The organism is Larkinella soli (assembly GCF_003703975.1).
GTDB classification, from domain to species: Bacteria; Bacteroidota; Bacteroidia; order Cytophagales; family Spirosomataceae; genus Larkinella; species Larkinella soli.
Map to the genome: position 1 here is coordinate 45,776 of NZ_QTJY01000023.1, position 22,247 is coordinate 68,022.

The 22,247-nt window shown below is 53.4% G+C and carries 20 protein-coding genes; 11 read left to right on the forward strand and 9 right to left on the reverse strand.

All coding sequences use genetic code 11. The features are described from left to right. Positions 1-73: 73 nt before the first annotated feature. The 3 genes from DX909_RS26790 to DX909_RS26800 are packed head-to-tail and all read right to left on the reverse strand — an operon-like array spanning position 74 to position 1,493. The gene (locus tag DX909_RS26790; RefSeq protein ID WP_128548329.1) at positions 74-595 is read right to left on the reverse strand and encodes a Spy/CpxP family protein refolding chaperone; all 522 of its coding nucleotides are present in this window, start codon (positions 593-595) and stop codon (positions 74-76) included. Further along, entirely contained in the window at positions 588-917 is a 330-nt protein-coding gene (locus DX909_RS26795; RefSeq protein ID WP_128548330.1) for a hypothetical protein, read from the reverse strand. Before DX909_RS26795 ends, DX909_RS26790 begins: the two co-directional genes overlap by 8 nt. Before the next feature lie 12 nt (positions 918-929). Then, the gene (locus DX909_RS26800; protein ID WP_128548331.1) at positions 930-1,493 is read right to left on the reverse strand and encodes an RNA polymerase sigma factor; all 564 of its coding nucleotides are present in this window, start codon (positions 1,491-1,493) and stop codon (positions 930-932) included. Between the two features lie 207 nt (positions 1,494-1,700). Here DX909_RS26800 and DX909_RS26805 point away from each other — a divergent pair, with 207 nt between their 5' ends. Beyond that, complete coding sequence (locus DX909_RS26805; protein ID WP_128548332.1) at positions 1,701-2,516, forward strand: TerC family protein; 816 nt, start codon at positions 1,701-1,703, stop codon at positions 2,514-2,516. An 84-nt stretch (positions 2,517-2,600) separates the two neighbouring features. Here the strand turns inward: DX909_RS26805 and DX909_RS26810 are convergent, their stop codons facing one another. Then, positions 2,601-3,275, reverse strand: a complete 675-nt coding sequence (locus DX909_RS26810; protein ID WP_128548333.1) for a hypothetical protein — start codon at positions 3,273-3,275, stop codon at positions 2,601-2,603. A 155-nt stretch (positions 3,276-3,430) separates the two neighbouring features. Between DX909_RS26810 and DX909_RS26815 the strand changes: the two genes are divergently transcribed. Together DX909_RS26815 and DX909_RS26820 are read left to right on the forward strand one after the other, a co-directional pair. Continuing rightward, positions 3,431-4,912, forward strand: coding sequence for an NADH-quinone oxidoreductase subunit N (locus tag DX909_RS26815; RefSeq protein WP_128548334.1), 1,482 nt, complete (start codon positions 3,431-3,433; stop codon positions 4,910-4,912). 149 nt (positions 4,913-5,061) lie between these two features. Beyond that, the gene (locus DX909_RS26820; RefSeq protein ID WP_128548335.1) at positions 5,062-6,954 is read left to right on the forward strand and encodes an amidophosphoribosyltransferase; all 1,893 of its coding nucleotides are present in this window, start codon (positions 5,062-5,064) and stop codon (positions 6,952-6,954) included. Positions 6,955-7,035: 81 nt separating this feature from the next. Here DX909_RS26820 and DX909_RS26825 read toward each other — a convergent pair whose 3' ends face one another. Further along, on the reverse strand, positions 7,036-8,046 hold the full coding sequence (locus tag DX909_RS26825) for an SDR family oxidoreductase (protein ID WP_128548336.1): 1,011 nt from the start codon (positions 8,044-8,046) through the stop codon (positions 7,036-7,038). 138 nt (positions 8,047-8,184) lie between these two features. On the opposite strand from DX909_RS26825, the gene DX909_RS26830 reads away from it, so the two are divergent. Both DX909_RS26830 and DX909_RS26835 read left to right on the forward strand, forming a co-directional pair. Then, entirely contained in the window at positions 8,185-9,204 is a 1,020-nt protein-coding gene (locus tag DX909_RS26830) for a sugar phosphate isomerase/epimerase family protein (protein ID WP_128548337.1), read from the forward strand. 217 nt (positions 9,205-9,421) lie between these two features. After that, the gene (locus tag DX909_RS26835; RefSeq protein ID WP_128548338.1) at positions 9,422-9,946 is read left to right on the forward strand and encodes a hypothetical protein; all 525 of its coding nucleotides are present in this window, start codon (positions 9,422-9,424) and stop codon (positions 9,944-9,946) included. 53 nt (positions 9,947-9,999) lie between these two features. On the opposite strand, the gene DX909_RS26840 is transcribed toward DX909_RS26835, so the two are convergent. Continuing rightward, the gene (locus DX909_RS26840; protein ID WP_229311212.1) at positions 10,000-11,283 is read right to left on the reverse strand and encodes a vanadium-dependent haloperoxidase; all 1,284 of its coding nucleotides are present in this window, start codon (positions 11,281-11,283) and stop codon (positions 10,000-10,002) included. Between the two features lie 210 nt (positions 11,284-11,493). Between DX909_RS26840 and dnaG the strand changes: the two genes are divergently transcribed. Then, entirely contained in the window at positions 11,494-13,485 is a 1,992-nt protein-coding gene (gene dnaG / locus DX909_RS26845) for a DNA primase (protein ID WP_128548365.1), read from the forward strand. 113 nt (positions 13,486-13,598) lie between these two features. Here dnaG and DX909_RS26850 read toward each other — a convergent pair whose 3' ends face one another. Next, on the reverse strand, positions 13,599-14,024 hold the full coding sequence (locus DX909_RS26850) for a helix-turn-helix domain-containing protein (protein ID WP_128548340.1): 426 nt from the start codon (positions 14,022-14,024) through the stop codon (positions 13,599-13,601). A 321-nt stretch (positions 14,025-14,345) separates the two neighbouring features. On the opposite strand from DX909_RS26850, the gene DX909_RS26855 reads away from it, so the two are divergent. Further along, complete coding sequence (locus DX909_RS26855; RefSeq protein WP_128548341.1) at positions 14,346-15,044, forward strand: response regulator transcription factor; 699 nt, start codon at positions 14,346-14,348, stop codon at positions 15,042-15,044. A gap of 75 nt (positions 15,045-15,119) precedes the next feature. Here DX909_RS26855 and DX909_RS26860 read toward each other — a convergent pair whose 3' ends face one another. Continuing rightward, on the reverse strand, positions 15,120-16,031 hold the full coding sequence (locus tag DX909_RS26860; RefSeq protein ID WP_164851421.1) for a LytTR family DNA-binding domain-containing protein: 912 nt from the start codon (positions 16,029-16,031) through the stop codon (positions 15,120-15,122). Positions 16,032-16,324: 293 nt separating this feature from the next. On the opposite strand from DX909_RS26860, the gene DX909_RS26865 reads away from it, so the two are divergent. Both DX909_RS26865 and DX909_RS26870 read left to right on the forward strand, forming a co-directional pair. Then, complete coding sequence (locus tag DX909_RS26865) at positions 16,325-16,522, forward strand: hypothetical protein (protein WP_128548343.1); 198 nt, start codon at positions 16,325-16,327, stop codon at positions 16,520-16,522. Between the two features lie 37 nt (positions 16,523-16,559). Next, positions 16,560-17,693: a lysophospholipid acyltransferase family protein gene (locus DX909_RS26870; RefSeq protein ID WP_128548344.1), complete on the forward strand. Its 1,134-nt coding sequence runs from the start codon at positions 16,560-16,562 to the stop codon at positions 17,691-17,693. Between the two features lie 696 nt (positions 17,694-18,389). Here the strand turns inward: DX909_RS26870 and DX909_RS26875 are convergent. Further along, positions 18,390-18,704, reverse strand: coding sequence for a transposase (locus tag DX909_RS26875; protein ID WP_128548345.1), 315 nt, complete (start codon positions 18,702-18,704; stop codon positions 18,390-18,392). Between the two features lie 322 nt (positions 18,705-19,026). Between DX909_RS26875 and DX909_RS26880 the strand changes: the two genes are divergently transcribed. Both DX909_RS26880 and DX909_RS26885 read left to right on the forward strand, forming a co-directional pair. Beyond that, positions 19,027-19,794 carry a polysaccharide biosynthesis/export family protein gene (locus DX909_RS26880; RefSeq protein WP_229311214.1) on the forward strand — a complete coding sequence of 256 codons (768 nt, stop codon included), beginning with the start codon at positions 19,027-19,029 and terminating at the stop codon, positions 19,792-19,794. 59 nt (positions 19,795-19,853) lie between these two features. Then, positions 19,854-22,184, forward strand: coding sequence for a GumC family protein (locus tag DX909_RS26885; RefSeq protein WP_128548347.1), 2,331 nt, complete (start codon positions 19,854-19,856; stop codon positions 22,182-22,184). Positions 22,185-22,247: the final 63 nt, after the last annotated feature.

Consider the following 22,247-nt stretch of genomic DNA (forward strand, 5'->3'; position numbering starts at 1 on the left):
TGAAGAAAATTTTGTTGTTACAATCACTTAGGTCGAATCGACGGGCAAAACCTGCGGTCCACGGGAAAAATTTTTACCGCCGGATCGAATCCTTCCGCTGAAAGTCGGGCCGGCGGCCGAAAGGCGGCCCTCCGCCCCGCCCCAGACCGCGCCGGACGAACGGCATGTCGACCAGAATCTTTTTCAGCTTCATACGCTGCTCGGGTGTGCAGATGGCGGCCACCTGCCGGAAGTGGTTCAGTGTCAGGACGTCGAGCCGGGTCACCTGCGCATTGACGGCCGCGGCTTTTTCGGCCAGCTGCCGGTCGGTGAGCGAATCGTCGATCTGTTGGTAAAAATCCTGCCGGGCAGCCCTCATCTGCCGCGCCAGGGGCAGACTCTCCTGAAAATAGGACTTGCGGAGCTGGTTGTACTGTTCACGCTGGCGGGCCGAGAACCCGAGCGTGTCGGCCAGAAACGTAGCCCGGCCGGTCCGCCGGAACAGGTGTCCCCGCCTTTCATGGCCGAAGCCCATCCAGGCCAGCAGGGCACCGTTCAGCAGGACCAGCGCCACCACGACGCCGATCAGGATGCGTATTTTTCGTTGGTCATTCATCGGCCGTGTCCCAGTTATATTGCAGGAGTTGGTATTCGGTTAAAAAGCCGTCGTAGGTTTCCGATTCGGCGGGGGCGGGGCTGTCGGCCGGGTTCTGATAGCCGACGGCGACGGCCAGATTCAGCAGCACCAGCAGCGCCAGTCCGGCCACCGCATAGGCCGGGCGAAACCACCAGGCCGGTACAGGCTGCTGCGGCTCCGACCGGCGAGCCAGCCGGGCCTGAACGCGGGCATAAAAGAACGGTTTGGGTTCGGCCGGTTCCACCTTCCGGAGCTTCCCGAAAAGCGCTTCCCATTGATCCGGTTTCTCATCCTTTTTCATCGTATCCTTCATTTACAGACTACCACTTAACTTCTTTTTCAGATTCTGTCGGGCCCGGTGGATCAGCGATTCGACGGCCGAGACCGTCAGCTGCTGCACGTCGGCAATCTCCTGATAGCTCAGCCCGTCGAGGTAATGCAGGGTAAAAGCCACCTTCTGTTTGTCGGGCAGACGGCCGATGGCCCCAAACAGCAGCTGCATTTGTTCCCGGTCTTCCAGCGCCACGCCCGGATGATGAAAATCCGGCGGGTGATAATTCACCTGGTTGTCGCTCCCGAACAGGCTGGTGAAGAAGGCAAACCGCTTTTTGGCCTTTCGTTTCTGAATCACTTTCAGGGCGTTGGAGGTGGCGATCCGGTAGAGCCAGGTCCGCAGAGCGGCCTCTCCCCGAAACCGGTCGATGGTTTCATACACTTCCACAAACACCTCCTGCGCCACATCTTCGGCCTCTTCCGCATTCTGCACCAGCGCCAGCACCGTATTGTACACCTGCCGCTGGTGGGTCTCCACCAGGTACCGGAAGGCTTTTTCGTCCTTCCGTTTCAGGTTTTCAATCAGTTCGGGTTCCGAATACAAAGCGTGCGGGATTATTACACGGGGTTAGGTCGAAAAAAGGCGTAAAACCTGCGGCTGGTTTGAAAAAATTTGCATTCTTTTTTCCTCCGCCCGGGGCCGGACCCGAACCTTTCCTCCTTTCGGCAGTTCATTCTTACAAAATAATTGTTCAACTGCCCGAAAGCCGGTAATTTCGGCCCTGTTCACCAACGTTCAACCGCATCACGAATGGATCAGCTCTTTTCAGCCGAGGGTATCATCAGTTTATTGACTCTGACCTTTCTGGAAATTGTTCTCGGTATCGACAATATCATCTTCATCTCTATTGCAGCCAACAAATTAACGGCCGCAGAACAGCCTAAAGCCCGGAACACCGGTTTGATTCTGGCCATGATTTTCCGGGTGGCCCTCCTGTTTGGAATTTCGGTGCTGATTTCGCTCAGCAAGCCGTTCATGACCATCGCCACCGGCTGGTTCGACGCCGAGCCGACCGGGCAGAGCATCATTCTGTTCGTGGGAGGTCTGTTTCTGCTGTACAAAGCCACCTCCGAGATTCATCACAAGCTGGAAGGTCACACGGGCGATGAGACCGAGCAGACAGCCACCAAAGGAAAAGCCACTATCAGCGGGGTGATTACCCAGATTGCCATCATCAACATCGTGTTTTCCATCGACTCCATCCTGACGGCGGTCGGGCTGACGCAGAATATCACCATCATGATCGTCGCGGTAGTGATTTCCGTCCTGATCATGATGTTCTTCGCCGGGCCGGTCGGCCGGTTCGTCAATGAGCACCCCAGTATTCAGATGCTGGGTCTGGCTTTCCTGATCATGATCGGCTTCATGCTGATCGCCGAGGGAGCGCATCTGGCCGAGGTAGTCGTTTTCAATCAGCACATCGGAACCGTCCCGAAAGGCTATCTGTACTTCGCGATCGCCTTCTCGCTGCTGGTCGAGTTCCTGAACATGCGGCTGCGCAAAACCATAAAACCCGTCCAGCTGCACGGCTATGAGGAACGGGCGAAACGGGAAGGCGTCATCTGATCGGCCCTATGACCGAAAAAGGGAAAAAAAGCCGGGATCCCGGTTTTTTTTCCCTTTTACCTATATATAATGTATTGATAGAATTTACTGCAAACCGTTGACGGCCGTTACGAGGGCGGACAGGCCGCTTTCCTCATTGAGGCTGATGTCTTTTTCCTTCATCAGCTTTTCAACCCGGTCTTTCTGCTCCGGGAAAGCCGCCAGCACCGATTTTTTAGTTTTCTGGATACGTTGCACCGACCCGTCCGGTTTAGCCACGAAATACCAGTCCTGCTTCTGAAACTCGCGGTTGCCGGTTGCCGAATTGTACGCTTTGCTTTCCATCAGATTTACCTTATACTGCTTCAGCAGCTTCGTCGGTCCGTCGACCAGGACCTGATAAAAGGTATTGGGGGTGTTGCTGCCGGTGGCGGCAAAGCCGTTCCGGAACACAAGCTCATTGCCGTCGGCAATCCGGAATTCCTTCACATTTTCGGGGTTGAGCCGGTAGGTCTGACCGTTTTGCAGGTATTCGAGTTCTCCGGCGTAGGTATCGAACCGGATCTTCAGCTTGTCGTACGAACGATTCGTAGCGGTCGTAAGCGCTCCGTTTTTCCAGGCTTCGTCCAGATAGGGCGAGCCCTGAATATTGACGTACTTGTTCTCAACGAGAACCTGACCGTTGGCGTCGGTCAGGAAGGCGGCCTGGGCCCGGCAGATGCCGGCAGCCGTCACGCTCAGGATGGCGATGAGCAGGGCGGAACGAACGATTTTCTTCATCTTGATAGGTCGAATGAACTACAGGTTGCAGGAAGAAGCCGGTCAGGCTAAAAGCAGTAGCCGGCCGGCAAGGTAAAGATAACGAACCGGCCCCAAATCCGGAACGCTTTTTTCGTACCTTTGCGGCCGTCAGAACCTGCCTATTTCTTTCCGCTTTGCAACTCATTGATCAACTGAATGATATTCTTCAAAGCCTGGCTGGTTTCAGGCCGGAGATGGCCCTGAGTGTTTCCCTGGTGATCGTGGTGCTGGCCGATCTGATCTATATGCGCCGTTCGGCCCTGCACCGGCCTCTGCTCTACGGCCTGACGCTGGCTCTGGTCGTTCTGGCGGGTGGTCTGGTCGTTGCCCAGTGGTTTCAGCCCAAAGGTTTTTTATTCAGTTCCCTGCTTTTTCTGGACAATCAGGCGGTTTTCTTCAAGCTGGTGGTGACGCTGGCCGCGGCTTTCGCGATCCTTCATGCTTGGTTTACCACCCCCGCCCGGCTGCTGATCCCCGACTGGCTGCCGATTCTGCTCGGGCTGCTGCTCGGGCTGTATCTGATGACCATGTCGGTCAACCTGCTGACGATCTACCTGAGCATCGAGCTGGTGTCGATCAGCTCCTACCTGCTGACGGCCCTTTCGGCCGACCGGAAAGCGTCGGAAGGCGGGTTAAAATATCTGCTGTTCGGGGCGGTCAGCTCCGCCATCATGCTTTACGGCATGTCGCTGCTCTACGGTCTGACCGGCACGCTCGACCTGACCAGTTCGGTGGTGGAAGCGGAGCTGGCCAAAAACGCGCCGTACGTCGTCTATCTGGCCGGTTTTCTGACGCTGGCCGGCATTCTGTTCAAGCTGTCGCTGGTGCCGTTCCATGTCTGGACGCCCGATGCCTACGAGGCCGCCCCGACGCCGGTCGTCGCCTTTTTCTCCGTCGGCCCAAAGGCGGCCGCCCTGCTGGTTCTGATGCGGGTTCTGACGGCCCTGCCGGCCAATTTCCAGACCCCGCTGGCCGTGGTGGCGCTGGCGAGCATCACGCTCGGTAATCTCTCGGCCCTCTGGCAGACCGACGCCAAACGCCTGCTGGCCTATTCCTCCATCGCCCATGCCGGTTTTCTGCTGGTCGGGGTCATCGCCTTCAACGAAACGGGTTTCCAGGCCGCCACGTTCTACATGGCTACCTACGTGTTCATCAGCATGGCCGCCTTCCTGCTGATCGACCTGCTGGGCGGTCCGAGGTCGGAAACGCATTCCAACCGGCGACCGGTTTTGCAGGACTTCCGTGGTCTGGGGCTTACCCAGCCTCTTTTCAGCATTTTTGTCACCGTCGTGATGATCGCCCTGACCGGGTTGCCGCCCACCGTCGGCTTTACGGCCAAGCTCCTGGCCTTTTCTTCCCTGCTGGAAGCGTATCAGACCAGCGGGAACGGCTGGCTGATCGCCCTGTTCGGCATCGGGCTGCTCAATGCGGTCATTTCCCTGTTTTATTATCTGCGGATTCCGTTCCTGCTCTTTTTCCGTCCGGCCCCCGAAAGCGCCGGGCCGGAAGCGTCTCCCTCCCGTCCGCAGCTGGCGCTGGCCGCGATTCTGACGCTTCCGATAATCTTGTTCTTTTTCAAGCCGGAATGGATTCTGCAATGGATTGAAGGATTATAGAATTTCATTTTACGAATAAACCCTGGTAATCGAAAAAAGAATTTCGGGCGAAAGCCGAAGCCCAACCAGCTTTTCGTAACTTTGTCTTAACATCCGCTGAACGAAAAACCCGGAGCGGCAGTTATCTTCTCAGCAACATAAGACCAAGCATGAGCGACGCCATTAAGCACGAGTGCGGGATCGCCCTGATCCGACTTCGCAAGCCGTATCAATATTACATCGACAAATACGGCACTCACCAGTACGGCGTAAACAAGCTGTACCTGCTAATGGAAAAACAGGTCAACCGGGGCCAGGACGGTGCCGGGGTAGCCAACATCAAAATCGACGTTCCGCCCGGGCACCGGTATATCAGCCGGTATCGTTCCGTGGAAAACCAGCCGGTGGCGGATATCTTCCAGAAAATCAACAAGAAATTTCGGAAAGCGCTCAAGAATAACAAGGACAAGGTCCGGGACGGCCGCTGGCTCCAGGAGAACGTCGCCTTTACGGGTGAAGTCTGGCTGGGTCACCTGCGTTACGGAACCCACGGCGCCAACGAAATCGAAAACTGCCACCCGATGCTCCGTCAGAACAACTGGCGAAGCCGGAACCTGGTCGTTGCCGGGAACTTCAACATGACCAATGTCGACGAACTTTTCGACAAGCTGGTGTCGCTCGGACAGCACCCCAAGGAGCTGGTCGATACGGTCACGGTCATGGAGAAGATCGGTCACTTCCTGGATGAAGAAAACCAGCGGGTGTTCGACCGGTTCAAGGGAATCTACGAAAACCCTGATCTCTCGGACATCATCGAGGATAACATGGACCTTCAGCGGGTTCTGCACCGCTCCTGCCGGGATTTTGACGGCGGGTACGCCATGGTCGGCATGACGGGTTACGGAGCCGCTTTCGTCGCCCGCGATCCGGCCGGGATCCGCCCGGCCTATTATTACGCAGACGATGAAGTGGTGGTGGTCGCTTCCGAAAAACCGGCCATCAAAACCGCCTTCAATGTCGATTACAGCCAGATTCACGAAGTAAAACCGGGTCATGCGCTGATCGTCGACAAATACGGCGAGTTCGACGAACGCCAGTTCGTGCAGCCTATTGAAAAACGCTCCTGCAGCTTCGAACGCATCTATTTCTCCCGGGCGTCCGATCCGGATATCTATAACGAGCGTAAAAAGCTCGGCAAACTGCTCATTCCCCAGATATTACAGGAAGTGGACTTCGACCTGGAGAATACGGTCTTCTCCTACATTCCGAACACCGCCGAAACCGCCTTCTTCGGGATGGTGGAAGGGATCGAGGAATATCTGGCCAAGCAGCGCAAAAAAGCCATTATGGAAGGCATCCTGTTCGAACAGGACCTCGACAAGCTGCTTTCCTTCCGCCCCCGCATCGAGAAACTGGTTTCCAAGGACGTCAAGCTCCGCACCTTTATTACCGATGACTCCCAGCGGGACGAGATGGTGGCGCACGTGTATGACACGACCTTCGAGGTGATCCGCAAAGGGGTCGACAACGTCGTGGTGATCGACGACTCCATCGTTCGCGGGACGACGCTCGAAAAAAGCATTCTCAAGATGCTCGACCGGCTGGGACCCAAGAAAATCATCATCGTATCGTCGGCTCCCCAGATTCGCTTCCCCGACTGCTACGGCATCGATATGTCGAAACTGAAGGAGTTCGTGGCCTTCCGCGCCACCCTCCAGCTTTTGAAGGAACGCGGTCAGGAGAACCTGGCCGACGAGGTCTATGCCGAGTGCGTGGCCGCCATCGAGTCGGGCAACGCCACGGTTAAAAACTACGTGCAGGCTTTGTATGAGCCGTTCACGCACGACGAGATTTCCCGCAAGGTGGCCGATATCGTCACCCCGAAGGATCTGCAGGCCGAAGTCGCGGTTATTTTCCAGACCGTCGAAAACCTGCACGTCGCCTGCCCCAACCATCCCGGGGACTGGTATTTTACGGGCAATTACCCCACTCCCGGCGGTAACAAGGTCGTCAACAAGGCTTTCGTCAACTTCATGGAAGGCAAGGTGGTTCGCGCCTACTGATTTCAGCTTTTTGTATATAAAGTAAAGAAGCCCGGCTGCAGCAGCCGGGCTTCTTTGTTTCGGTCTTCCGACAATCTCCGGTCAGGGCTGCCCACCCCCGCCGGCGGCTCCGTAGACCTGACCCGTGGCATAACTGCCGTCGCTGGCCGCCAGCTGCACGTAGATGGAAGCCAGTTCGACCGGCTGGCCGGGACGGCCCAGGGGGGTATCACCGCCGAAGTTTTTCAGTTTCTCCGCCGTGGCTCCCCCGCTGGGTTGCAGGGGGGTCCAGATGGGACCCGGCGCCACCCCGTTTACCCGGATGCCCTTCGGGGCCAGCTGTTTGGCCAGCGACTTGACGAAGTTCGTCGTAGCCGCCTTCGTCTGGGCGTAGTCATACAGGTTGGGCGACGGGTCATAGGCTTGCTCGGAGGTCGTGCCGATGATGACCGAGCCGGGCGGCATATGAGGCAAAGCCGCTTTGATGATCCAGAAAGGCGCGTAGATATTGGTCTTCATGGTGGCGTCGAAATCTTCCGAAGAAACCTCCAGAATGGACTGGCGGGTTTGCTGCCGGGCGGCATTGCTGACCAGAATATCCAGACCGCCCAGCCCTTTCACGGCTTCGTCGACGAGTCGTTTGCAAAAAGCTTCCTCCCGGATGTCACCGGGAATGGCGACGGCTTTGCGGCCTTCCTTCCGGATCAGCTCGATCACTTCCTTCGCATCCGGTTCTTCAGCCGGCAGATAGTTGATCGCCACATCCGCCCCCTCCCTCGCGTAGGCAATGGCCGCGGCCCGGCCCATCCCCGAATCTCCTCCGGTGATCAATGCCTTGCGGCCCTGTAAACGGCCTGAGCCTTTGTAACTGGATTCCCCATGATCCGGACGCGGATTCATTTTGCCCGCCAGGCCCGGCCAGGGCTGCATCGGCGTGTTGAACGGCGGACGGGGATACTTGGTGGTCGGGTCGACCAGGGGGGTCGGAGCAACTGCGCCGGGGGCCTTACCCGACGAATCGGCAAACGCCGGGGTAGCCATCACGGTGGCCGCCAGGCCACTTCCTAACCCTCCGATCACCTGGCGTCGGCTGAGTTGATTTTCATTGATCATTTCGTATTCGAACGTTGAGTAAAAGACGGAAAACTAACTACTATGGTTTTTCTGTAGGTTTTGTGATTAACCGCCTGTTACAGGGGATAGTTAATTTTTTTCCGGTTTTTAATGTAGCTTCACCGACCCTTTTCCGATATGCAGACAAGAAGAGAGTTTCTGAAAAATACCACGGTCGTCGCGGCCTCAGGGCTGACTTCCGCGGACCTGACTGCTTCAGGTGCTGCCCCGGCCAAACGAATCGGTATCCAGACCTATTCGATCCGGCGGCAATTGAAGCAGGACATGGCCGGTTCGCTGAAAGCGCTGAAGGACATCGGCTTTTCCCATGTCGAGCTGTACGGTTATGAACAGCAGGCGGGCAAAGGCTCCGTTCTCGGTTACTCGCCCAAAGACTACCGGAAGATATTACGGGATACCGGCCTGGAACCGACCAGCTCGCACCTGGAACCACCCCTGCCAAGCTTCTATAAATTTGGCGACGGCGGAGGCACCGGCAAGGGAGAGCGGAGCATTCAGATTGCGGCCTATACCAAAGAGAACACCGGCTCCATTCTGGAATTCTGGAAACGGGCCCTGGCCGACCACCAGGAGCTGGGAGTGCCGGTGGTAGTTCAGCCGGCCATGCCCCAGGTTAACAGCCTGGATGATGCGAAGCGGGTCTGCGAGGTCTTCAACCAGACCGGTGAACTCGCCCGGAAGGCCGGTATGCGCTGGGGCTATCACAACCACAGCGCCGAGTTCAAGCGGATCGGCGTGAAACGGGGCGAGGACTGGTCTCCGGAGATGGAAATTACCAAAGACTCCTACCCCAGCGAGATTTTCTATGATTTCCTGCTGAAAAACACCGATCCCGGCCTGGTTTTTTTCGAGATGGACGTGTATTGGGCGGTCATGGGCCAGTGCGACCCGGTGGCCTATTTCAACCGCTACCCCGGGCGCTTCCCCCTGCTGCACATCAAAGACCGGGACATTCTGGGCTCGACCGGGTTCATGAATTTTGAAAACATCTTCCGGGCAGGTTATGCGAAAGGCGGCCTGGAGCGGTATTATGCCGAGCTGGAGTATGCCAATCCGGCCGGAAGTTCGCCCCTTTCTCAGATGGAGTCGGTCCGGAAGTCGTATGAATACCTGGCGAACGCTGCGTTTGTGAAATGACCCTCACAACGTAGACGCCCATTCCGGAAAAACGGCCCCATCAAGGCAAGCACTCCCGTTGCGATTCAGTCATAAGATTCGACAGGTCGAACCCCCGTTCGGGCAACTCGGTCATCCGATGATTGGGCGGTGTGCGGTGTAATTGTTGTTTTGCACAGGTTTTTGAAAGAAATCCTCCAAACAACAACTACACTGAACACCGCACCAGCGGACGACTATGAAAAAAGTACTCCTCTCCCTCCTGGCACTCGTGTGCCTGACTGCCGCCTGTAAAAAGGACGCCGACACCATCGACCCCGCCATCCAGAGCAAAACGCCGGAAGAAGCTGTCGGAAAATGGATGTACGGCACGTTCTCGATGAGTAACTTCTGGACCTACGACGGCAAATACGGCGGAAAGCCCTATGAACAGGCCCTCGTGCTGGATTTCAAGGCTAACGGAACGTATGAGCAGTATATCATCAACGCGGTTACGAGTTACAACTGCAAAACGGAAGCCTTCACCTACATGAAAGGAAAGGTGAAGTTCGATGAGGAGGCCGGAACCTTCACCCTCACGCCCACCGAGGGCAATTACCGGGGCTTCTACTCCTGCTATCCCAGCCAAAACTTCAAACGGGATGCCCGCAAAGACGAACTCAGGCAGGAAACGTTCTATTACGAAACGGACGGAGGCCGGGGCGTTCATATCTCGACCGGCGGCAATCAGAAAGGTTATTACCTGAAAGGAACCGACTGGTAAAAACCGGCCGACTGAAGAACCCCCGGAGCCGGGGGTTCTTCATCATGATGCGGTCACATGGTTTTTTTCCATGGCAGGGCATTCACGTTCCGCCCGATTTTCCGGCCCTCCCGCAGTCCGGTTTCGTTATCCTGCCGTGTATGAATACCGCCCAGGAAACGGGATAGGGCCGATTCCTCAGCGGCCTCCCAGAACGAACTGAAAGACCGGGCTTTCAAGTCGATATTTCGTTTCGGGTCCCGCACCCGGCTGACGTGGGAATCGTCGGTAAAGGCGAACGATTCTCCGTACAGATCCGTCAGCACCGTGGCCGTGGCTGCCGACTGGGTGGCGTGTCCGGAAGGAAAGCCGGGAAAAGGCGGAGCCGGCCAGAAAGGAACCCAGGCGGGGTCGATGGCCCGGCGGACGAAGGTATACGGCCGCTCGTTGTTGAAGGTATATTTGCATTTCCAGCAAAGGGTGAAGGCATCGGATACGGCAAGGCCGGTCCGGGCGAGCGTCTCGGCGGCTTTGGCCAGATCGGCCCGGGCGGTTTGGATGGCGATGCGGGCCAGACTATAGGAGTGGCCCGGGGGCGTAAATGTTTCGCCCGGATCGTCGGCCCACCAGACCGCTATTTCTTTTTCGGACTGCGTCAGGGACTTGTTTTTGGTATACACCTCCAGATATTGGGCAAAATACTGGGATTTGACGTCGGTCGAAGCAGTCAGCGGCTGGGGCATAGGCATAGCGGAGTTGGCTCCCACCAGAGTCCGGTTTTTGCCCCAGAACGGCTGCATGGGAAATTTTCTGCCGTTTTCGGTCGGCTGCCAGCATCCGTTGCAGACCGGCACCGTATAGTTTTCCGGAAAATTTCGGGTGTACCCTTCGTGTCCTCCGTCGGTTCTGGACCATTCGAAGATGGCCTGGGCGACCTGTTTTCCGAAGGAAACCGACCGCTCTATTTCCTCTTTTTCACCTTCTCCCTGAAAGCGGGTCAGGAGAGTCCGTTCCAGCGAGTCGATCTTACTTTTATTTCGGGCATCGGTGCTGGCAAACAGGGAGCGCAGGATTTCGGCTTCGGCCGCGTTGCCGGCAGCCGCCCAGTGATACCCGGTTTTCGGATCGGCCTGTGGGAGACTGTTCAGATCCGGCAGCTGCCCTACCAGCGACCGGTGGGTCGGCGAGCCCGCTACGACGGCTTCGTACAGAGCCAGTCCGCCGTAGGCCAGCGAGCGTGATGCGACCGGCGGGGTAAAACCGGGCGTGTTCCGGATCAGATACAACTGCATGGCCGACCACTGGAGGGCTACATCCGGTTCAAACTGGTCGCTTGTTTTGACAGAGGGGCTTATCACCTCCTGTTCCTTTCCCTGACAACTGCTGAGATAAATCAGGAAAAGGAGCCAGAAGCATCTATTATTTGCTTTGGCAAGCAATTTAAAGGAGATGTTTTTTTCTGATGGGAGAAATGTCACAGCTTTCATGGCCTGGAAAAGTGATTGATTGTCTTTTCGCAATGAGCAAAAACGTTGCCAAAACCGGGGGGAGTTATGTACCTTTGGCTTATGCGCATCCCACAGGAAACCATCGATCGCATCCGTCAGTCGGCGGATATTATTGACATCGTCAGTGATTATGTTTCCCTGAAGAAACGGGGACAAAACTGGATCGCCTGCTGCCCGTTTCACAATGAAAAAACGCCCTCGTTCAACGTTTCTCCCTCCCGGCAGATTTACAAGTGCTTCGGCTGCGGTAAGGCGGGTGATCCGGTGCGGTTCATCATGGACATTGAAAACGTGAGTTACCCGGAAGCCCTCCGGCACCTTGCGAAGAAATACGGCATCGAGGTCGAGGAGGAGCAGCTGACGCCGGATGAACTGATCCGGCAGAACGAGCGGGAAAGTTTGTTTATCGTCCTGAACTTTGCCAAAGAATATTATCGGACCCAACTTCTTGAAACGGAGGATGGGCGCAGCATCGGTTTAAGCTATTTCCGGGAACGCGGTTTTCTGGACCAGACCCTTCAGGCCTTTGAACTGGGTTTCAGCCCGGATCAATGGGACGGACTGCTTCAGGAAGCCACCCGCCGGGGATACCGCACCGAACTTCTGGAAAAAGCCGGCCTTATTCTGACGAAGGAGGGCGGCAGCGGTAAACCCTATGACCGTTTCCGGGGGCGGGTCATCTTCCCGATCCATAACGTATCCGGGCGGGTCATTGCGTTTGGAGCCCGGATTCTGAAGGCCGATAAAAACCAGCCCAAATACCTGAACTCGCCCGAAACGGAGGTTTACCACAAAAGCCAGGTGCTGTATGGCATCTTCCAGGCGAAAAATGCAATCCGTCAGGAGGATGTCTGTTACCTGACCGAAGGCTATACCGACGTAATTTCGCTCCATCAGGCCGGAATCAAAAATGTGGTCGCTTCCTCCGGGACTTCGCTCACGATCGAGCAGATCCGGATGATCAGCCGGTTTACGCAGAACATTACCATTCTGTACGACGGGGATGCAGCCGGGATTAAAGCCGCCTTGCGCGGGCTGGACATGGTGCTGGAGGAAGGCATGAACGTCAGTGTCGCCACCTTCCCGGACGGCGAGGACCCCGACAGTTACGTGCGAAAGATGGGCGCGGAAGTGTTCAGGCAGCACCTAAGCCACCATACGAACGATTTTATCACCTTCAAAACCGATATTCTTTTAAAGGATGCGGGAGACAATCCGTTCAAACGGGCGGAAGTGATTTCCGAGATGGTCCAGAGCATTTCCAAAATGCCTGATCCCATCAAACGTCAGGTGTTTTTTCAGAAAACTGCCCGCCGGCTTCAGGTGGATGAGCAAACGCTGATTTCGGAAAGCAACCGGCTGGTGCTGAAAAACCTGGAGCGACCCCAGGAACGTCGGTCTGCGCCGGCCTCCCCGCGACCGGGACAGGGTCCGGAGCCCCCGCCGAACGAACTGACGGAGATCCTGAACGATTTTTCCTCGGCGGACCCGTATGAGGCCCCCGTACCGGAAAAACCGGTTACCAGACTTAAATCCCGGACGCCCCTGGCTTTTCAGGAGGAAGAATGCATCCGGATTCTGATCAATTACGGAGGTTATGAACTGGAGCCGGATATCTCCGTCTGCCATTACATGCTGAGCGAACTGGGGGCTATGGAATTTACCACACCGGTTCTCAGGGAGATGCTGAATGAGATCCGGCAGGGCTTTCTGACCAGCGAAATCCGGACAGCAGATTACTTCCTGAATCACCCCAACCAGGATTTTCAGCTTCTGGCCATCGACATGGTGACCGTTCGGTACCAGTTAAGCGAAAACTGGGAAAAACACGAGATCTACGTACCGACGGAAGCCGATAAACTGGCGGATGCCGCCTTTACCAATATATTGAGGCTGAAGAAACTGGTAGCCGAGCAGCGGATGAGTGAAATAAAGCTTCAGATCGGCCAGGCGCAGGAGCCGGAGGAGTGCGACCGGCTTATGCTGGAGTATATGCACTATAAGAAGGTAGATATTGAAATCGGCGGGTTGCTGGGAACCGTGATTTCATAAAAAATGAACAATGAATAAGCAAAAGGAAGAAAGGGCATGGAATACCGCATTCTTACGGCTTATTCATTGTTCATGACGTATAAATCGTTGAATAAATCAGAAGTGATCGTACGTCAGGCAGCTAAGCTGTCCATTCTGGAGATTTTCTTTACAAAACGACGCAGAGTATCCTGACTTATAGGCTTCGGCAGCTGGTGATTGATTTGCTGCAGAACCTGACGGGGCTCTTTGGGAAAGCTCATAAGGGCCTGCATTACCTTTTCGACGTGCTGTTTGTCGGCAGGATTCAGCTTCGGTTTCAGGCCACGGCCCGGTTTATCCTGAAGCCCCTGCAGGCCACCTTTTTGCCAGCGGTTCATCCAATTGTAGATGCTCCGACGATCTACACTGAACATTTCCATCAGTTCGCTGACGGTTAATCCATAGTAGCTGTAAAGAACACATTGGCAACGCTTCTTTAAAACGTTGTTCTGGCTTTCACGAATCGTCTGCCGGAGCAGGTCAACTTCTTGTACGGTTAAATTTTTGATGTTCCGCATCGCTTTAAATTGTTATGCCCTTAGGTAGTGTCTTTAGCGTATGTTCGTCCAAATCGACAAACGAAACTACAGCGGCAAAGAATATGCACAAAATCACTTTGCGCGAAATGACCATTTTTATGTGCGAAATCACCAATTTCATTTCAAACGGCGGTAAAAATATTTTACCTCTTCTGAAGGGTCATTTCAGGCAAAAAACAGGGTTATTTCAGACGTTTTTGGTGATTTCACGCATAAAATTGGTGATTTCACGCAGATTCCCCGGCTTAGTTGGGCCCTTTAATTGTAGCTTTAAATCGTATGGCTACTTAAAAATGATGTATGAACTCTTCGAACGAAAATCAGAAACCTGCCGCCCCTTCGTTCTCAATCCGGCGAAAAGATTTTTCAATTTTGGTAGCACAATCGGAGCTTTTCACCTGCGAGGTATTGTGCCAGTTATTAAAACAACAGGGATACAATGTAGTTGGGAAAGCCGTGGAACTGGAGGATACGCTCCAGCAGATCCGGGTCAAGCAGCCGCAGTGTGTCATTCTGGAGTCGGAGATTTCGGGCCGAAGAAGCGTGGATATCGTGCAGCAGGTTCGATCTGATAACGAACGAACCAAATTTATTCTGTATACCAGCAAACCTGATCTAAAGCTGGTAGCCAATGCCATGCAGCAGGGCTTTTACGGCTTCCTGTATGCCAATGACGGCCTGGATGAACTGTATAAATGTTTCCAGACTATCAGCACGGGCGGATACTACTACAGTTCGGGCTTTCTGCTGCTGCTGAAGAATTACGGAATGAATGTCATCAATGAGGAAACCAAAAGGCAGCTTTCGCGCCTGAGCAGTCGGGAAACGGAGATATTAAGACTGGTTGCGGATGGAAATCCCGGACATGAAATTGCCGACCAGCTGCACATCAGTTATCGGACACTGGCCAATCATAAAACGAATATTGCCCAGAAACTGGGTCTTGACAGTTGCCGGCATCTGGCCCGGTTTGGGATCGGGGTCAGAGATTATTTGTAATCAGTGAGTAGAAAATAAAGCAGGGACCGTTTGATCGTAAATCAGAACGGTCCCTGCTATCGGAATGGATAGTAATTACTTTTGGGGGGTCAGATCATCCTCCTGAACGGAGAAGCGAACCAGACGGTTTTTAAATTCCTGCAATCGGGCGCGGGGCATTTCGTTTTCGTCCGCTTTGGGCGTCTGCATCCGGATGATATATTTTCCGTTTTCCCAATAGGAGTAGCTTGCTACAAAACTAAGGTTGATGATGCAGTTGCGTTTGGTCCGGAAAAAGAATTCCGGATTCAACTCATTCTCGAGTTCATTCAACGTTTTAGTAATGGCAAATCGCCCGGCCGGGTGAACGGCAAAATAATTCCGGTCTTCCGTTTCGAACCAGTAGCACTCCTGAACGGCCAGGATGGTTTCACCCTGGTTGTTTTTGACCTTTAGGTGGGTTAAGAACTGCCCGGTTTCAGGACTGGGCGTCAGGGCTTCGAACGGCTTGGGTTCTCCGCCCCGCTTTCTGATCCGGCGTTGTTCCAGAATGTCGGCCAGGAGCGAAGCGTTGACCGACCCATAACCCATGATCAGAATAGGAATCAGATACAGGAAATAAATTCTGGCGGTATAGGTTTCCTGAATATGAGTGCTGAAGTAAGCATGAAAGTCGTAATTGGGAAACTCAACCAGCAGGTACCGGATGGTCTGGGTAATCGGGTTGAACAGGAAAAAAGCGGTCAGCATGACCGGCAGAATCTTAAGCTGATATGTCAGAATGTTTCTGGGGGTCAGTTCAAGCTTCTTCAACCGGCAGATGTCATGATAGATATTTAGTAAGGAAAGCAGAATAACCAGCGTGGAAATTTCGGGCAGGAGGGCTCCCCGGAGCAGAATCCATAAATAGCCGAGGATTCCACCGAATTCCTTAATAATATTCAGTTTTTTCTCAAAGGCAAACAGCCAGCTGAAAGCTTCGAACGTCAGCACTGCCAGAAGCAGCACGCTCAAGCTCCTGAATGGCCGCTTTACATACTTCAGATTTAGCAGAACTTCAGTCATTGCTAAATGGATAATTAGACTTCAAAATCGCTTCCCTTCTGTGAATTCCCCGATTTATCGAACAATAATAGTAAATAGTTACTAAACCGGCAAAAATTTTTAGACAAAATTTGCCATTTCCCCGCCAGTGACGATAGGGTAATTTTGTATCAGTCAATCGGCAATATAATCCCGGGCTAAAACGACCGATGGCTGTCAGACAATTTACCAACCAATTCTAACATCTATCTATCGTCATGAAAAAGACCTTCATTATCAACTCCGCTAAGCAACTGTTGGATTCAGCTTCTTCAAACCTGAACATCACGGCCAAGAACGAATCCACTACGATTTTCCAACTGAAAGCCGGTACCGGAAAAACCGTATGCTGCGAGTGGGTTCCCCAATTCCTGGGAATGAAGAAGGACGGCCTGGATCAACTGGTGCTTTCCTGAATGAACTGAACTCCTCTTTCATAATCCTATTTCAACCATGAGTAACTTCGTGCATCGCTATCAACGGGAACTCGAACGCTGCCGACAGCGGTTCGAATCTCTCGACCTCAGGAAGGAAAAAGGGTACCTTTTCAAATTTACGACGTTCTCGGCAAACATCCAGAACATTTTACCTGAAATTCCTATTGATAAGCACGAAGGTCTCTTTCAGGAGTTGCTGCTCCAGCAGGTGTATACCACCTTCGACCAACAGTTTTTGAGCGCAAACGACCTGCTTCAAACTAAAGGGCCGATCCGGGACCTGATTCAAAGCCGGCGCCCTCACATCTATTGCACTTTCCATCTTGGTTCTTACCGCCTGCTGACCAGTTACTTATATCGCAACGGCCTCGACCTTGCCTTACTGGTCAGCAGCGGAACGAACCAGGGACAGGGGAAAGAAATCTGGGAGACGATCCGGGGATTGCAGAAAAAGCATAAACTGACCAATTCCTTCCAGATTCTGGAAGCGGAGCAATCTTCTTCAACTCTTCAGATTATACGTGAACTGAAAGCAGGAACGTCATTGGTCATCTTCATTGACGGGCTGACGAGTACGACCGGGGTTAACCGCCAGGAAGACAAGGAAATCCAGATTCGCTTCGGGTCCCAGAACCTCTGGGCCCGCAAAGGGGTCGGTTTTCTCTCCTATGTTACTCAAACTCCGATTGTTCCGGTTATCAGTCACCGGGAGAGAAATTTGAATAATGTCCTGTCATTTCTTGATCCGATCGTTCCCAAAGCCGGCGTCGATCGCGAAACTTACTGCCGGCTGAGCCTCCAGTCTCTCTACGATTCCTTCTGGAAGTTCCTGAACCGGTATCCGGGCCAGTGGGAAGGCTGGAATTACATCCACCGGTTTCTGGACCAGCAACAGCTGGAACAACAGACCGATTATTGCCCCTCTCCGCCGGCCCGCGCCAGAAAACGGGTGGCCTTCAACCAGGAGAGGTATACACTCTGCGATCTGGAAGATGCACCGATCCTCTTCGACCGCCGGTTGTATGTAACGTATGAAATTTCGCCGGATCTCCGGGATTTCCTGCTCCAGCTGAGCAGTATCGAAGACCCGGAAGAGGTACTTGGCACGGAAATGTTTCTGGACCTACTGTCCAAACAGATCATTGCCTGAGACGATATCGTATTAACGGAAAGCGCTCCCCGTAGACAGTCTACGGGGAGCGCTTTCCGTTTTTGAATAATTTAAGTATATATTAGAAAATTTTCGGTAACAAAACGGATGAACACCGAATTGGCATATATATTGTTACCGATTAGTTAATTCCGGCTCTTTAATTGAGCCTTTGTGTCTGTTAAACTTAGCATAAGCACAATGAAGGCTAAATCAGCAATAGCAGTGGTCAAAGCCAAATTAGGGGAAGAAAGCACAGAAATGGGGTTAAAATGTTGCCGGTAAACGATTGTTACCTATATTTGACAACAGTTCTCAACCCTTCCAATGGTTGAGGCAGCCAAATCTCCGACTGGTAATTAATAACTTGACCGGCGAGATTTACTGCCGAAAATTTCTGATAATTCCGCCTGCCTACCTACAAAAAGCTCTGTTACCGGCCGGTTCGATGGAATGAACCCGCGTTTAGTTTGAACAAACTTTATCGGACTGACAACCGCAATGGATACACCATGCAGACGCCTGCCGGATAAAGGCCACCTGAAAGACGGGAATGGCAAATCTGAACTGAAAACAGATTGCCGGGCGTGTTCCACCGTTGAGCAGTATACCCTAAACACCGCATGGCCGAACCGGCCCGGGAGAAGACAAAGGGTGTAACTAACTAAGCAAAAATACTCACTTAGCAGCCGAACTTTAACTAACAGCCTGCACTGATGCGGAAGCAGGCAGATTTTGGGGAGCGGTAACGGCAGGAAAGTCCATTTGAAGAATGGCCAAAATCTTCGCCAGGGTGCCATCTCTCTGCCAGCGACGAAAACGATCGTAGATAGTCTTCCAGGAACCGTAACGTTCGGGGAGATCGCGCCAGGGGGCACCTGAGTTAAGAATCCACAGGATGCCGTTGATTGATTGACGGTGGGAACGCCACGGGCGGCCGGGGCGATTGTTCGAAGGCATCATGTCCTTTATTTTTTCCCACTGTGAGTCAGTTAATTCATACTTGCGCATGGTACAAGACAGGTCCGTAAAACTGATTATAGAAATGTATTAAAGCTTATGGGTACTGAAAACACCTGGAATGTAGGACAATTGCCGGAAAGTAAATTCCTGAAAATCAATACAATTTCCGGGAATTCAAGTCTGACAATGAACTATGGCTCGAAAATGGGAAAATATTTTTGCAACTCCAAAATTTTTGCAAAAAAGTTTTGGAGCGGTACTTCCGGTTTATCTTAACATTTTATGAATTTGTGAGCATTTATTTCACCAAACCTTTTTGTTTCACTGCAAGCGAAATCAATTACTTATGAAATTTCAATCCTGGTTACTTGTGTGTTTTTTACTGGGAAGTCTCGCTTCCTGCGTGTCGCATAAGCAGATCGCCTATTTTCAAACGGCTGCGGACAGTACTGAACTGGCCATCCAGATTAATAACCGGTATGTTCCTGTTATTCAAAACAATGATCTTCTGGGTATTTATGTGAACAGCCTCAATCCGGAAGCCAGCAGTTTTTTTAACCCGTATGCGGCCGTCGAGAGAACCGGAACCGGGATGCTGACGACCCAGACCGGCCAGATTCCGGTGACCAACGCCGTCGGCCATCTCGTCGATCCGGAAGGAAATGTGGAACTACCCCTGCTGGGAAAAGTAAAAGTAGCCGGCCTGACCAGTAATCAGGCACGGGATTTGATCCGGGAGAAGCTGAAGACCTACCTGAAGGAGCCGACAGTGACCGTGCGCTTCCTCAACTTCAAGGTATCGGTGATCGGTGAAGTCGTTCGGCCGTCGATGTTTAACGTTCCCAACGAACAGCTGACGCTTCCCGAAGCCCTGGGTCTGGCCGGAGACCTTACCATCTACGGCAAACGCGACAACGTGCTGGTGATTCGGGAAACCGACGGCAAGCGGGAATTCGGGCGGGTCAATCTGAATAACCGTGACCTGTTCAAGTCACCTTATTATTACCTGCACCCGAACGATGTAATCTATGTAGAACCGGGCCGGGCCCGGGTCGCTTCCGCCGATCGGCTGTATCAGTTGATTCCGGCAACCCTGAGTGCGCTTTCGTTCCTGGCCATCATCCTGAGACGCTATTGATCGAAGCGGAAGTTTCCGTAACCAGTACAAGTAACTTAAACCAACTATCACTCAACGTTATGATTACTACACCGTATGTTTATCAGCAGTACGAAGATAAGGAACCGGACGTACGGGCTATCATCTTCAAGTACCTGAAAAACTGGAAATGGTTTCTGGTTTCGCTGGTCGTCTGTCTGGCTTCCGGTTACGTCTACCTGAAATACCAGGTGCCTCTCTATAAGGTGCAGAGCAGTATCCTTATCAAGGATGATAAAAAAGGCCTCTCCGAAGAAACGATCATGAAGGAACTCGACCTGTTCGCTCCCAAGAAGGTGGTCGAGAACGAAGTGGAGATTCTGAAATCGTATACCCTGATGGAAAAGGTGGTCAACGATCTGGAACTCGATGTGAGCTATTTCCGGGAAACGCCGGTGGGCGAGCGGGAAATCTACCAAAGCTCCCCGATCCGGCTGGTCGTTGAAAGTGCCGGCCCGGAACTTTACGAAGACGGGCTCAAAATTGAATTCATTAATCCGAAGACCGTCCGTATTCTGGAGAAGAACTACCCGGTTAACCAGAGTGTCAACACGCCGGTGGGTCGTCTTCGTATTTTCCCGAAGGCGGCCATTGCGGCCGATTCACTTCCTGTGATCGCCCACGTAGCTCCGAAACAGGAGGTAGTTCAGGAGTATCTTGATAAACTGAAAGTCGACCCGACCAGCAAACAGTCGACCGTCCTTCAATTGAGTATGGAAGAAGCGGTTCCGCAGAAAGGTCGCGATATTCTGGATAAACTGGTCGAACAATACAACGATGCGGCCCTGGAGGACAAAAACCTCGTAGCCTCCAACACGCTCGATTTCATCGAAGAACGTCTGAGGCTCATCTCCGGCGAACTGGCTACCGTCGAGAAGGACGTGGAAGTCTACAAGTCGACGCAGGGTATTACCGACATCAGCACCGAATCGCAGATCTTCCTGCAAAGCGTTCAGCAGAACGATGCGGAACTGACCAAGGTGAACATTCAGATCACCGCCCTGGAAGACGTTGAGCGCTTCATCCGCAGTAAATCCGGCGAGCGCGGAGCGACTCCTGCCACCCTCGGCCTGAGTGACCCCACGCTGCTCGGCCTGATCGGCAAAGTTACCGAACTGGAACTGCAGCGCGACAACCTGGCCCGCACGACATCGGAAAACAACCCGCTGCTGAGTTCTCTCGACGATCAGATCCGGGCGACCAAAGGTAACATCCGAGATAACATCCAGACGATGAAGCGGATCCTGATGGGCACCCGTGGAAAATTGATGGCCGATAACAATAAATATGAGTCGATGATCCGGACGGTCCCGCGCAAAGAGCGCGACCTTCTGAACATCACCCGTCAGCAGGCCATTAAAAACAATCTGTACACGTACCTGCTGGCCAAACGCGAAGAAACCGCCCTCTCCTATGCCTCGACTGTAGCCGACAGCCGGACCATTGACCGCGCCCGGAGTTCCAACGAACCCGTGAAGCCCAAGAAGGCGCTGGTATTTCTGCTGTTCGGAGCATTTGGGTTCCTGCTGCCCATCGGGGCCTTTGCCGTTCGGGATATGATGAACGACCGAATCGGTCAGCGCTCGGATGTCGAGGCACTTACCCAGACGCCGATCATCGGGGAAATTGCCTATGCCAAACATTCCTTTCCGCTGGTCGTCACCTCCCGCAGCCGCTCCATCGTGGCTGAACAGGTTCGGGCTTTGCGGACCAACCTCCAGTTCCTGCGGTCCAACAACGAGTGCCTGGCCGTGCTGTTCACTTCAAGTATCTCCGGTGAAGGAAAGTCCTTTATTTCGCTGAACCTGGGGGCCAGCCTGGCGCTGATCGACCGTCCGACCATCATCCTTGAAATGGACCTTCGTCGCCCGAAACTGCATGCCATGCTCGGTGTAGACGGTTCCGTAGGGATCAGTAACTTCCTGATCGGCCAGACGACGCTCGATGAGATTATCCAGCCGGTTCCGGGCATGCCCAATTATTTCATTCTGCCCAGCGGGCCCGTTCCGCCCAACCCGGCCGAGCTGCTGGTGAGCGACAAGCTCGACGAGATGTTCCGGCAACTGCGTGAACGCTTTGAGTTCATCATCGTCGACTCCCCTCCGATCGGTCTGGTAACCGATGCCCAGATCATTGCCGACAAAACCGATGCGACACTGTTCGTAGTGCGTCATGACGTCACTCCCAAACCGCACGTCCGGATGGTGGAGAGCATGTATAAGGAGCAGAAATTCCGCAAGCTGAGCCTCATTCTGAACTCGATCAACCAGGGTCAGGGGTACGGCTACAACTACGGCTACGGATACGGTTATTACGAGCAGGCTTCGGACAAACGGAAGCCCTTGCTAAAGAAGCTTTTGTCTGGAAAATAAGCAATAACTCCCCCAAAAAAGACAAATTAAAAGCAATTTACCGAGCTCTTGTGGCTCGGTAAT